Below are 12,933 nucleotides of genomic sequence, written 5' to 3'. Positions count from 1 at the left end.
CTCCGTTAGCTCGACAGGATAACCGTTGCGTCGGGCTTTCGGAGGCACAAACAGAATCAAAGATGGATGACGGCCAGGTCCAGCCGGCCGTAATCGCCTTCACTGTGTTCGCTTCTGGGCGGCACATGGTGGGTTTTCATCACCTGATCCCCTTGCAGGGTTTCCAGATGAATGTCGAAGCCCCAGAGACGATGCAGATGCTTGAGCACTTCCTCGGTGGACTCTCCCAGCGGTTTGCGGTCGTGTTGCTGGTGGCGCAGGGTCAGCGAGCGGTCGCCTCGACGGTCGATGCTGTAGATCTGCACGTTGGGTTCGCGGTTGCCCAGGTTGTACTGGGCGGCCAGGGTTTCACGGATGATCCGGTAGCCACCTTCGTCGTGAATCGCCGGGACCAGCAGGTCGTCCTTTTGATCGTCATCGAGAATGCTGAACAGCTTGAGGTCGCGGATCACCTTCGGTGACAAGTACTGCAGGATGAAGCTCTCATCCTTGAAGCTGCTCATGGCGAACTTGATGGCTGCCAGCCAGTCGGTTCCGGCAATGTCCGGGAACCAGCGGCGATCTTCTTCGGTAGGCTCTTCGCACATGCGCCGGATGTCACGGTACATGGCAAAACCCAGTGCATACGGGTTGATGCCGCTGTAGTAGGGGCTGTCAAAGCCGGGTTGGAATACCACGCTGGTGTGGGATGTCAGGAACTCCATCATGAAGCCGTCGGTGACCAGGCCTTCGTCGTACAAGTCGTTCATCAGGGTGTAGTGCCAGAACGTGGCCCAGCCCTCGTTCATCACCTGGGTCTGGCGTTGCGGGTAGAAATACTGGGCGATCTTGCGCACGATGCGCACGATTTCCCGTTGCCACGGCTCCAGCAGTGGCGCGTGTTTTTCGATGAAATACAGGATGTTTTCCTGCGGCTCGGCAGGGAAGCGTGCGTTGTCCTTGTCGCTGTACTTGTCCGCGCCCTTTGGAATGGTACGCCACAGGTCGTTGATCTGTTTCTGCAGGTGTTCCTCGCGATCCTTTTGCCGGCGACGTTCTTCTTCGGCGGAAATCGGATAGGGGCGTTTGTAGCGGTCGACCCCGTAGTTCATCAGGGCATGGCAGGAATCGAGCAGGTCCTCGACCGCGTCGATGCCGTGGCGCTCTTCGCACTGCATGATGTACTGCTTGGCGAATACGAGGTAATCGATGATCGAACTGGCGTCAGTCCACGTGCGGAACAGGTAATTGCCTTTGAAAAAGCTGTTATGGCCATAGCAGGCATGCGCCACAACCAGCGCCTGCATGCAGATGGTGTTTTCTTCCATCAGGTAGGCGATGCACGGGTCGGAGTTGATCACGATCTCGTAGGCCAGCCCCATTTGGCCACGGCTGTAGGATTTTTCGGTGCTTAGGAAGTGTTTGCCGTAGGACCAGTGGTGGTAACCCAGCGGCATGCCGACGGAGGCGTAGGCGTCCATCATCTGTTCGGCGGTGATCACTTCGATCTGGTTAGGGTAGGTATCGAGCGCGTAACCGGCCGCAATACGGCTGATCTCGCGGTCGTAGGCCTGGATCAGCTCGAACGTCCATTCGGAGCCGGTGGATATGGGTTGGCGCTTCTGCTCTTTGGCGGTCATGTCACTAACCTGCGCTGGAAGAGTTCACGGAAGACCGGATAGATATCCCCGGCCGAGACCAGTTGTTGCTGGGCAAAAGTGTCAGAAAAGGCTTCGGCAATGCGTTCGTACTCGAACCACAGGGCCTGATGTTCGCGTGGGGTTATCTCAACGTAAGTGTAGTACTGCACGAACGGCATGATCTGGTTGATCAGGATGTCGCGGCAGATGGGCGAGTCGTCGTTCCAGTTGTCGCCGTCGGAAGCCTGGGCGGCGTAGATGTTCCATTCGTTGGCCGGGTAGCGCTCGGCCATGATCTCCTGCATCAGCTTCAGGGCGCTGGAGACGATGGTGCCGCCGGTTTCACGGGAGTAGAAAAACTCCTCCTCATCCACTTCGCGGGCGCTGGTGTGGTGACGGATGAACACAACGTCGATCTTGTCGTAGTTACGCTTGAGAAACAGGTACAGCAGGATAAAGAAGCGCTTGGCGATATCCTTGGTCGCCTGGGTCATGGAGCCGGAGACGTCCATCAAGCAGAACATCACCGCTTTCGAGCTGGGGTTGGGTTGCTTGATCAGCAGGTTGTATTTGAGGTCGAAGGTGTCGAGAAACGGTACGCGATGAATGCGCGCGCTGAGTTTTTCGATTTCTGCTTCAAGGTCCTGTATATCGCCGAAGTTATCTGGCTCTTCCTGCTTCAATCGCAGAAGTTCTTCCTTGGCTTCGCGCAGTTTCGCCCGGCTGCTGCCGGACAGGGCGATTCGTCGCGCATGGGCTGAACGCAGAGTGCGGATGATGTTGATCCGCGACGGGTTGCCCTCGTTGCTGATGCCGGCACGCACGGTCTTGAAGGTGTCGGTGCCGGTCAGGTTGCGCTTGACCAGGTTCGGCAGTTCAAGGTCCTCGAACATGAACTCGAGGAATTCTTCCTGGGTGATCTGGAAGACGAACTCGTCCATCCCTTCGCCCGAGTTACCGGCCTTGCCAGGCCCTCTACCACCGCCACCTCCCGGTGGTCGGGCAATGTGCTCGCCGCTGGTGAATTCCTTGTTGCCGGGGTGCACGACTGTCTGTTTGCCACCGCGACCATGGTGAAGCACCGGCTCGTCGATGTCGCGGCCGGGAATGCTGATTTGCTCGCCGTGCTCCATATCGGTAATGGAGCGCCGACTGACCGCCTCTTCGACAGCCTTCTTGATGTGATCACGGTAACGCCGCAGAAACCGCTGACGGTTCACCGTGCTCTTGTTCTTGCCATTGAGACGTCGGTCGATCACATAGCTCATAGGGAGCCCTCCGGGCAGCTTCCAGTTACAAGCTTCAAGCCGCAAGCTCAAAGCTTTCAAAGCAAGCGGTGGCTGGAAAAACGGGCCTCAAGCACCCACTCGGTGTGCTTGAGGCTTGTAGCTTGCCGCTTGCCGCTGCCTCACTGTGATTTTCTGACCCGCAGATACCACTCGGACAGCAGTCGTACCTGTTTGTCGGTGTAGCCCCGCTCGACCATTCGTGTGACGAAGTCGTTGTGTTTCTGCTGGTCTTCTTTGCTGGCCTTGGCATTGAAGCTGATGACCGGCAGCAGGTCCTCGGTGTTGGAGAACATTTTCTTCTCGATGACCACCCGCAGTTTTTCGTAGCTGAGCCAGGTCGGGTTCTTGCCGTTGTTGTTGGCCCGGGCGCGCAGTACGAAGTTGACGATTTCGTTGCGGAAATCCTTCGGATTGCTGATGCCGGCCGGTTTTTCGATTTTCTCCAGTTCTTCGTTCAGTGCCACACGGTTGAGGATCTCGCCGGTTTCCGGGTCGCGATATTCCTGGTCCTGGATCCAGAAGTCGGCGTACAGCACGTAGCGATCGAAGATGTTCTGGCCATACTCGCTGTAAGACTCGAGGTAGGCAGTCTGGATTTCCTTGCCGATGAATTCGATATAACGCGGTGCCAGGTACTCCTTGAGGAAGCGCAGGTAGCGTTCGCGGGTCTCGGCCTGGAACTGTTCCTGTTCGATCTGTTGTTCCAGCACGTAGAGCAGATGCACCGGGTTGGCGGCGATTTCGTGCGGATCGAAGTTGAAGACCTTCGACAGGATCTTGAAGGCGAAGCGGGTCGACAGACCATTCATGCCTTCGTCGACACCGGCGTTGTCGCGGTATTCCTGGATCGACTTGGCCTTCGGATCGGTGTCCTTGAGGTTCTCGCCGTCATACACGCGCATCTTGGAATAGATGTTGGAGTTTTCCGGCTCCTTCAGGCGCGAAAGCACAGTGAACTGCGCCAGCATCTTCAAGGTGTCGGGCGCGCAATGGGCCTTGGCCAGCGAGCTGTTGAACAGCAGTTTGTCGTAGATCTTCACTTCGTCGCTGACCCGCAGGCAGTACGGCACTTTGACGATGTAGATCCGGTCGATGAATGCTTCGTTGTTCTTGTTGTTGCGGAAGGTGTGCCATTCCGATTCGTTGGAGTGGGCCAGCAGGATCCCGGTGAACGGAATCGCGCCCAGGCCTTCGGTACTGTTGTAGTTGCCTTCCTGGGTGGCGGTCAGCAATGGGTGCAGCACCTTGATCGGCGCCTTGAACATTTCGACGAATTCCATCAGGCCCTGGTTGGCCCGGCACAGTGCGCCCGAATAGCTGTAGGCGTCGGCGTCGTTTTGCGGGAATTCTTCCAGTTTGCGGATATCGACCTTGCCCACCAGTGCCGAGATGTCCTGGTTGTTTTCATCTCCCGGCTCGGTTTTGGCCACGGCGATCTGGTTGAGGATCGACGGGTACAGTTTCACCACGCGGAACTGGCTGATGTCGCCGCCGAATTCGGCCAGGCGCTTGGTGGCCCATGGCGACATGATGGTGTTGAGGTAGCGACGCGGAATGCCGAAATCTTCCTCGAGGATCGCGCCATCTTCAGTGGCGTTGAACAGACCCAGAGGCGATTCGAATACCGGCGAGCCCTTGATCGCGTAGAAGGGGACTTTCTCGATCAGCTGTTTCAGCTTCTCGGCCAGGGACGATTTACCGCCACCGACGGGACCGAGCAGATAGAGGATTTGTTTCTTCTCTTCCAGGCCCTGAGCGGCATGGCGGAAATACGAAACGATCTGGTCGATGCATTCTTCCATCCCGTGGAAGTCTTCAAAGGCCGGATAGCGGCGGATCACCTTGTTGGAGAAGATTCGCGACAGTCTCGAGTTGGTCGAGGTGTCGAGCAGCTCCGGTTCACCGATGGCCAGGAGCAGACGCTCGGCGGCGGAAACGTAGGCGCTACGGTCCTGTTTGCACAGTTCCAGATACTCTTGCAGCGAGAGTTCTTCCTGGCGTGTGGACTCGAAACGTTGTTGGAAGTGGCTAAAGATACTCATGACGTCACCTCGCTCGATACGTGGAGCCGACGCCGGATCATTCAGTCGATGCTGGCAGCAACCGAACAGGCAGTCGCTGTTTACCCCCCAGAAACCTTTCGCAGCTGACTACTGCGAAAGCTACTCCCGATGATCCGCGCGCCGGTGTACCGGCTCTCCCCTGTTTTGGATGGCCTGCGCTTAAGGATAGTTGGGAATTCGGGAGGTAAAGGCGAGATACGTAATTAGTTGTGGCAGACCGTTCGTCTGCCACCGCGCTAGCCCGCGTGAGCCGGGGGCTGGCGTGTTACAAAAAAATTATTCAGAGGTGCCTTGCGCCGTTTCTGAAGGATACGTCGCACGCCACAGCTCAAAACCGCCATCCATGCTGTAGACGTCGGAGAAGCCCTGGCTGATCAGGTAGGCCGCAGCGCCCTGGCTGGAATTGCCGTGGTAGCAGACCACGACGGTCGGTGCATCAAGGTCGGCCCCCTGGATGAAAGCGTGCAGGGAATGATTGTCCAGATGCTTCGAACCGGCGATGTGCAGGGCGGCGAAAGTGGCGGGATCACGAACATCGACCACCACTGCGCCTTGTTCGCGCAGGGTATGGGCCTGTTCCGGGGGAATACGTTTGAATTCGCTCATGGCGGGCTCCTGTGGCTCGGCTGAAAGCGCAGTCTAGCGCGGGGCGCTGACTGACGATGGTTCGGAAATCTGTGGGGTGAGCGGTGACGTGGCGGCATTGCCATGTTCGTCGCATTTGCAGGACAGGCGTTCGCCAGTGTCGACATTCATCAGGGTCAGGGCGCCGCCCCAGACGCAACCGGTGTCGAGGGCGAAAATGCCCGGCTCTTGAACCTTGCCTTCCAGCGCAGCCCAATGACCGAAGATGATCTTTACGTCCTTGGTCTTGCGTTCCTTATGCTGGAACCAGGGCTTGTAGCCTGCCGGTGCGGTACCGAGGCCTTCCTTGCTCTTGAGATCGAGCTTGCCTTCGGCCGTACAGAAGCGCATGCGGGTGAAATAGTTGGTGATGACGCGCAGGCGCGTCACGCCTTTGAGCTCACTGTCCCATTTCGCCGGGTCGTTGCCGTACATGCCGTCGAGGTAGGGCGGGAGCAGGTTGTCGTCGCGCAGGGCGGTTTCGACTTCGTCGGCGTACTTCAGGGCTTTGCGCAGCGACCATTGCGGTGGAATGCCGGCATGCACCAGCGCAACGTTGCGTTGCTCGTCGTAATGCAGGAGTTTTTGCTGGCGCAGCCACTCCAGCAGTTCGGCGCAATCGGGGGCTTCGATAATCTCGCGCAGGGTATCGGCTTTCTTCAGGCGTTCGATGTTTTTCCCGGCGGCCAGCAAGTGCAGGTCGTGGTTGCCGAGTACGCAAACCAGCGATTCGCGCATGCTATAGAGGAAGCGCAGGGTGTCGAGCGATTGTGGGCCACGGTTGACCAGATCGCCGACCAGCCACAGACGATCTTTTTCCGGATCGAACGCGACTTGCTTGAGGAGGCATTGCAGGGCTTCCAGGCAGCCCTGCAAGTCGCCGACGGCATACGTCGCCATCAGTGCAAGGCTCCGGGCACCGCCAGACGGAATGGCGCGATGATGGCGTCGAAATGCTTACCGTCGTCGGCAATCATCTGATAAGTGCCTTGCATGGTGCCGACCCTGGTGGTCATGACCGTGCCGCTGCTGTAGGTGTGACTCTTGCCCACGTCGATCAACGGCTGCTGGCCAACGACGCCCGCACCGCGAACCTCTTCGACATGTCCGTCGCCATCGGTGATCACCCAGTGCCGTGACAACAGTTTGGCTGGTATCAGGCCATTGTTTTGCACGGTGATGGTGTAGGCGAAGGCAAAGCGGTCGTGTTCGGGTTGCGATTGTTCTGCCAGATAGCGAGTGACGACGCTGACGTCGACCTGATAACGAGGATCGGACATGCAAGAGGCCTTAAAAACGAAGCGGGACGCGGGGCGTAGCTGATTGGGATCAGTCTAGGCCAAGTACCGGGTAGTAAACCAGACATGGGCGCTGGTGTCCTACCCGATCACGCTTCAGTTCTGTCAGACGTCCGCTGGCTTCTGTAGGGATTGTTCGCTGAGTTTGTCAGCCAGGCGCACGAAGGCGGCCAGATCGAGTTGCTCGGGACGCAGGCTGCCATCGACGCCGGCGGCTTCGATTTCAGCGTTGCTCAGCAGCAACTTGAGGGTATTGCGCAGGGTTTTGCGACGCTGGTTGAAAGCTTCGCGCACAACGCGTTCCAGCAGTTTGTGGTCTTTGGCCGGGTGCGGCAGCACGGCGTGAGGCACCAGGCGCACGATGGCCGAATCGACTTTCGGTGGCGGATTGAATGCACCCGGACCGACGTTGAACAGATGCTCGACCCGGCAGTGATACTGAACCATGATCGACAACCGGCCCCAGTCACCTCCGCCAGGTCCTGCCGCCAGACGCTCGACCACTTCCTTTTGCAGCATGAAGTGCATGTCGCGAATCAGGTGTGAGTTGTGCAGCAGGTGGAAAATCAGCGGCGTGGAGATGTTGTACGGCAGGTTGCCAACCACGCGCAGACTGCCGGGGGCCGCATTCAGGCTATTGAAGTCGAATTTCAGCGCATCACCCTGATGCAGGTTGAAATTGCTCTTGCCGGCAAATTGCTGGTTGAGGATCGGGATCAGGTCCTTGTCCAGCTCCACCACGTCGAGTTGAGCGCCGCTGCTCAGCAGGCCTTGGGTGAGCGCACCCTGGCCCGGGCCGATTTCCAGCAGGCGGTCTTCGGCTTTTGCATGGATGGAGCGCAGGATGCGGTCAATAACACCGGCATCGTGCAGGAAATTCTGGCCAAAGCGTTTGCGCGCCTTGTGTTGGTATTGCTCGTTCATAAACGGGTCTCGGCCATCTGGTAGGCGGTTTCCAGGGCGACTTGCAGGCTGCCGGTGTCGATCTTGCCGCTGCCGGCCAGGTCCAGGGCGGTGCCATGGTCGACCGAAGTGCGGATGATCGGCAGGCCCAGCGTTACGTTGACTGCAGCGCCGAAGCCTTTGTATTTCAGCACAGGCAGTCCCTGGTCGTGGTACATCGCCAGCACTGCGTCGCAGTGCTCCAGATATTTGGGGGTAAACAGAGTGTCGGCGGGCAGGGGACCGCGCAGGTCCATGCCTTCGCCGCGCAGGCGCTCTAATGTGGGTTCGATGATATCGATTTCTTCATGGCCCAAATGTCCGCCTTCACCGGCATGGGGGTTGAGCCCACACACCAGAATGCGTGGCTGGGCGATGCCGAACTTTTCTTGCAGGTCGGCATGCAGGATTCGCGTAACCCGTTCCAGACGCTCGGGCGTGATCGAGTCGGCGATCTCGCGAAGCGGCAGGTGGGTGGTGACCAGCGCCACGCGCAGGCCGCGGGTGGCCAGCATCATCACCACTTGTGCGGTGTGGGTCAGGTCGGCAAGGAATTCCGTGTGCCCGGAAAAGGCGATTCCGGATTCGTTGATCACGCCCTTATGCACGGGCGCGGTGATCATCCCGGCGAAATGCCCATCCAGACAACCTTGGCCGGCGCGGGTCAAGGTTTTCAGGACAAAAGCCGCGTTGGCCTTGTCCAGTTGGCCGGCGACGACCTTGGCATTGAGTGGTGTATCCCAGACATACAGGCTGTTGGCAGGCGCGGGTACATCCGGCCAGCTGTCCGGTGTGACCGGCAGCAAATCGACAACCACGCCCAGCTGCGCGGCCCGCTCAAGGAGCAGGTCGCGGCTGGTAATGGCAATCAGGGGGTGTGGCTGGGCTTGCGAGGCGAGCAGCAGGCACAGGTCGGGACCTATGCCGGCCGGTTCGCCGGGCGTCAGCGCGAAACGTTTGGGTTTCACTGCGCTGCCTGGTCGGCGCCAGGGAGTTTGATTTCTACGTACGCTTCGTCACGGATCTGACGCAGCCAGGTTTGCAGCTCTTCGTCGTATTTGCGGTTACGCAGTACGGTCATGGCTTGTTGCTCGCGAGCCTGGGTGGTGCTGTCGGTGGCGCGGCGGCCAAGGACTTCCAGGACGTGCCAGCCATATTGAGTCTGGAATGGCTTGGACAGTTGACCTTGTTGGGTCTTGGCCATCACTTCGCGGAACTCCGGAACCAGTGCGTTCGGATCGATCCAGTTCAGGTCGCCGCCGTTGAGAGCGGAGCCCGGGTCTTCCGAGAAGCTTTTCGCCAGTTCGCCGAAATCTTCGCCAGCTTCGATCCGTGCGTAGAGCGATTCAGCCAAGGCCTTGGTCTTTGCTTCGTCGCGGATCGGGCTCGGTTTGACCAGGATGTGACGCACGTGTACTTCGTCACGCACCTGCGCTTGACCGCCACGCTTGTCGGTGATCTTCAGGATGATGAAGCCCCCCGGCGTACGCATTGGCTGGGTGATGTCGCCAACAGTCATGGTGCTCAACAGGCGATCGAACGGAGGTGGCAGTTGAGCGGCTTTACGCCAGCCCATGTCGCCGCCTTCCAGTGCGGTTTCGCTGGCGGATTTGGCGATGGCCAACTGACCGAAGTCAGCGCCTTGCTTGAGCTGCTGGTAAACCGCGTCGGCCTGTTTGGCTGCGTTCTGAATCGCGTCGGAGTTGGCGCTTTCCGGCGTAGGAATCAGGATGTTGGACAGGCGGAACTCTTCAGACAGCTGCATCTTGCCAAGGTCGGAAGCGAGGAAGTTCTTCACTTCCTGCTCGGAGACCTGGATGCGTTCGGCCACACGGCGCTGACGTACACGGCTGATGACCATTTCGCGACGGATCTGGTCACGGGCGTCGTCGTAGGACAGACCGTCGTGAGTCAGGGCTGCACGGAACTGGTCGACCGTCATGTTGTTGCGCTGGGCGATGGTGCCGACAGCCTGGTTCAGTTCTTCATCGGTAATGCGGATGCCGGAACGTTCGCCGATCTGCAGTTGCAGGTTTTCGACGATCAGGCGCTCAAGCACCTGCTGCTCCAACACGCTGGCCGGAGGCACGGCAGAGCCGCGCTTGGCGATGGTTTGCTGAACTTCATGAACGCGCTGGTCCAGTTGGCTCTGCATGACCACGTCGTTGTCGACGATGGCCACCACTTTATCGATGGACTGTACCGCGGCGTTGGCCGCGGTACCCAGGAACAGCGCGCCCAGCAGCAGCGGGCGCAGACAATCAGAAAGCTTGGTCTTCACGTTCACGATAACCTTGAATGCCTTTGTCGAGGAAACTCTCTACTTTGGAGCCGGTAAGGCCGCCGAGTCCCTTCAGAACAATTTGGAGGAAGACGCCATGGTCGCCTTTTTCGTTTTGCGGTGCTTCCTGGCTGAACTCTTCATAGTCGACCCAGTAACGGTTGATCAGGCGCAGTTTCCAGCAGCAGTTGTCGTACTCGAAACCACCGAAGGCTTCCAGGGTACGGTTGCGGTTGTAGTCATACTGCCAACGGCTGATGGCATTCCACTGCGGCACGATCGGCCAGATCACCGAGAAGTCGTGCTGTACGATCTTGTAGTAATCCTTTACGTAGCCAGGCTGGCCCGGGACGCCGTAGTCGCCGCCACCCACTTGCCATTTGCCGGTGTTCTGGTCGTAGCGGACCTGGTCATTACGGTAGCGGTAGCCGGCGTTGATGACCTTGTTCGGATTGTCTTCAGGCTGGTAGTGGAACATCGCACTACCCGAGCGAGGGCTGTGGCTGTCCGGATCCCAGTTGTAATCGGCAGTCGTGCGCCAGTCGCGGTTCCAGCGATATTCGTACTCGAGTGCGTACGGCGATACGTCGGACTTGGCGTCGTCGCGATCTTCGAAGTTGACGCCCGGCAGCTGAACCTTGCGATCCTTGAAGTAGAGAGCCTGACCAACGCTGATACGTTGACGCTCGAAGCCATTGTCTTCGATCCAACGACTGGTCACGCCCAGGGACAGCTTGTTCTCGTCACCGACGCGGTCGGAGCCATAGAACCGGTTGTCACGGAACAGCGACGAGTAGTTGAACGTCATTTCGCCGGTATCGAAAACCGGGATGTCTTCCTGGTTTTTCTCAGGTACATAGAGATAGAACAGGCGCGGTTCCAGGGTCTGACGGTAGTCCTTGCCGAACCAGTTGGTATTGCGGTCGAAGTACAGGCCGCTGTCGATGCTGGCAATCGGCGCGCCACGATTCTGGTTGCTGTCGAATGTGCCGTTGAGCTGATCCTGTTCTGCGTTCTGCAGGGCAATCTGAGATTTGCCGATGCTGTCCAGGTCCAGTTGATACTGCGTGTACTGGTACTTGAGCTTTGGCTTCAGGAAACCGTAGGTCCATTCCAGTGGCAGGCTGACCGATGGGGCCAGGTTGAGGCGATCGCCATTGGCGCGGGCCAGGCCTTGGACGTTGGTGTCGAGACGCGGGGACAGGTTGCCATCTTCATCACTGAAGTTGCCGGTTTTCAGATCCCGGTCAAACCGCACGATTTCGCTGTTGTAGGCGAAATCCAGGCCACCTGGATGGTACGGCAGCGCACCATCGAAAGTGATCTGCGGCAGTTTGTCGTACGGCGTGATGTTCGACACGGTCGCCAGCTGATAAGCCTGGGCATTCACGCGAGCGGTGTAGCTGTCGCCGCGATAAGTGACGGAACCCTGCTGGTTCACGTAATCGGCACTCTTCACACCGATCTGGTCAGTCTGCAGATCCTGGAAGTAATAAGGATCGCTGATCTTTGTGTAGTCGACCTGGGTCAGGACGCGCGAATCAAGACCACCCTTGTGCTGCCAGTTGTACATGTAGCGGGTTTTTTCGTAGTCAGTCTGCAGCTTGCGCTCGTCGTCCTCGTCGTTGAGGTAGGCGGCGCCGAACTGACCTTCGCTGGATTTGGTCAGGTAGCGGAATTCGCCTTCCACCAACATGCCACGCTTGCTCATGTAGCGCGGGTACAACGTGGCATCGTAATTTGGTGCCAGGTTGAAGTAGTACGGCGTGACCAGCAGGAAACCGGTATCGCTGCCGGTACCGATGGTCGGCGGCAGGAAACCGGACTGGCGACGGTCATCGATCGGGAAATAGATGTACGGCGTGTACAGGACCGGAATGTCCTTGACCCGCAGTGTCACGTTGGTCGCGGTACCAAAGCCGGTGGCCGGGTTCAGGGTGATGTTATTGCCCTTGAGCTGCCAGGCGTTGCTGTTCGGTTCGCACGTGGTGTACGTACCATCCTTGAGGCGGATGATGGCGTTCTCGGCACGCTTGGCGTACAGCGCGTTACCGCGGATACGGGATTTGTGCATCACGTATTCGGCGTTGTCGACCTTGGCTTCACCGGTATCGAGTTGCACGTCGGCATGGTCGCCCACGATCAGAGCGCCGTTGTCGCGAATGCGCACGTTACCGCTCAGCTCACCACGGCTCTCGGCCTGGTAAAGGTTGGCTTCGTCGGCTTCGACCTGCATGCTGCCCTGGCGCATGACCACGTCACCGGCCAGGGTGGCGACTTGCTCATCCTGCTTATAGCGGGAGGCCTTGGCGCCGATAAAGGTAGGCGCGTCACTTTTGTTCGTCTTGTCATTCATGCCAGGACGAATCGGTTCGATATAGGAACCAGAGCAATAAGGACCGGTTTCGGCCAGTTGCGCTGCAGTGAGCTGCTCACGGGGAACCCAGTCGAGGTGACTGTAGTCTTCGCTACGCGACTTCAGGCCGCGGCCCTTGGACTCGGTAACCAGTGCAGTCTTGGCACCAGTGTCTTCGCTGGAGCCTTCCTCGGCCGGAGTTTCGCCGGTTGCGGAAACTGCGCTGCCGTCATGGACGGGACGCGGAGGCAATGCAGCCGCCGGCGCCTTTGGCGCACAGTCCCAGGCACCCGAAGCAGAGACTGAGCAGTCATACTGTTCCGCGGCGACCACGAAGGAAGTGGCTAGAGGTTGCAAGGCCAGCAGACTGCCGGTTACCAACAACGGAAATTTTTTACGAAACGCGGGGGATTTCAATGCCATCTTATTAGTCCGGGCTTCCTGCGTGCCATCTGCCCGCG

The 12,933-nt window shown here is 58.6% G+C and carries 10 protein-coding genes; all 10 read right to left on the bottom strand.

From position 1 onward, the window contains the following. Nucleotides 1-56: 56 nt before the first annotated feature. The gene (locus tag ACM110_RS09400; RefSeq protein WP_338583489.1) at nt 57-1,619 is read right to left on the bottom strand and encodes a SpoVR family protein; all 1,563 of its coding nucleotides are present in this window, start codon (nt 1,617-1,619) and stop codon (nt 57-59) included. Then, nucleotides 1,616-2,887, bottom strand: coding sequence for a YeaH/YhbH family protein (locus ACM110_RS09395; RefSeq protein ID WP_110754831.1), 1,272 nt, complete (start codon nt 2,885-2,887; stop codon nt 1,616-1,618). The genes ACM110_RS09400 and ACM110_RS09395 overlap by 4 nt, the downstream gene beginning before the upstream one ends. Before the next feature lie 140 nt (nt 2,888-3,027). Next, on the bottom strand, nt 3,028-4,950 hold the full coding sequence (locus ACM110_RS09390; RefSeq protein WP_045059965.1) for a PrkA family serine protein kinase: 1,923 nt from the start codon (nt 4,948-4,950) through the stop codon (nt 3,028-3,030). A 297-nt stretch (nt 4,951-5,247) separates the two neighbouring features. Continuing rightward, on the bottom strand, nt 5,248-5,577 hold the full coding sequence (gene glpE / locus ACM110_RS09385; protein ID WP_416127547.1) for a thiosulfate sulfurtransferase GlpE: 330 nt from the start codon (nt 5,575-5,577) through the stop codon (nt 5,248-5,250). A gap of 33 nt (nt 5,578-5,610) precedes the next feature. Continuing rightward, nucleotides 5,611-6,495: a symmetrical bis(5'-nucleosyl)-tetraphosphatase gene (locus tag ACM110_RS09380; protein ID WP_416127546.1), complete on the bottom strand. Its 885-nt coding sequence runs from the start codon at nt 6,493-6,495 to the stop codon at nt 5,611-5,613. Further along, nucleotides 6,495-6,875 carry a Co2+/Mg2+ efflux protein ApaG gene (gene apaG, locus ACM110_RS09375; RefSeq protein WP_416127545.1) on the bottom strand — a complete coding sequence of 127 codons (381 nt, stop codon included), beginning with the start codon at nt 6,873-6,875 and terminating at the stop codon, nt 6,495-6,497. Before apaG ends, ACM110_RS09380 begins: the two co-directional genes overlap by 1 nt. A 123-nt stretch (nt 6,876-6,998) precedes the next feature. After that, a complete protein-coding gene (rsmA, locus tag ACM110_RS09370; protein ID WP_338583479.1) occupies nt 6,999-7,817 on the bottom strand; it encodes a 16S rRNA (adenine(1518)-N(6)/adenine(1519)-N(6))-dimethyltransferase RsmA in 819 nt (272 codons plus the stop codon). After that, nucleotides 7,814-8,803 carry a 4-hydroxythreonine-4-phosphate dehydrogenase PdxA gene (pdxA, locus tag ACM110_RS09365; RefSeq protein ID WP_416127544.1) on the bottom strand — a complete coding sequence of 330 codons (990 nt, stop codon included), beginning with the start codon at nt 8,801-8,803 and terminating at the stop codon, nt 7,814-7,816. Before pdxA ends, rsmA begins: the two co-directional genes overlap by 4 nt. After that, nucleotides 8,800-10,122: a peptidylprolyl isomerase SurA gene (surA, locus tag ACM110_RS09360; RefSeq protein WP_416127543.1), complete on the bottom strand. Its 1,323-nt coding sequence runs from the start codon at nt 10,120-10,122 to the stop codon at nt 8,800-8,802. Before surA ends, pdxA begins: the two co-directional genes overlap by 4 nt. Continuing rightward, on the bottom strand, nt 10,097-12,895 hold the full coding sequence (locus tag ACM110_RS09355; RefSeq protein ID WP_416127542.1) for an LPS-assembly protein LptD: 2,799 nt from the start codon (nt 12,893-12,895) through the stop codon (nt 10,097-10,099). The genes surA and ACM110_RS09355 overlap by 26 nt, the downstream gene beginning before the upstream one ends. Between the last annotated feature and the right edge of the window lie 38 nt (nt 12,896-12,933).

It is taken from the genome of Pseudomonas sp. NFX98, from assembly GCF_047784845.1.
GTDB lineage: Bacteria > Pseudomonadota > Gammaproteobacteria > Pseudomonadales > Pseudomonadaceae > Aquipseudomonas.
The sequence above is the reverse complement of the archived record's forward strand: the minus strand, read 5'-3'. Positions and strand labels throughout refer to the sequence as shown.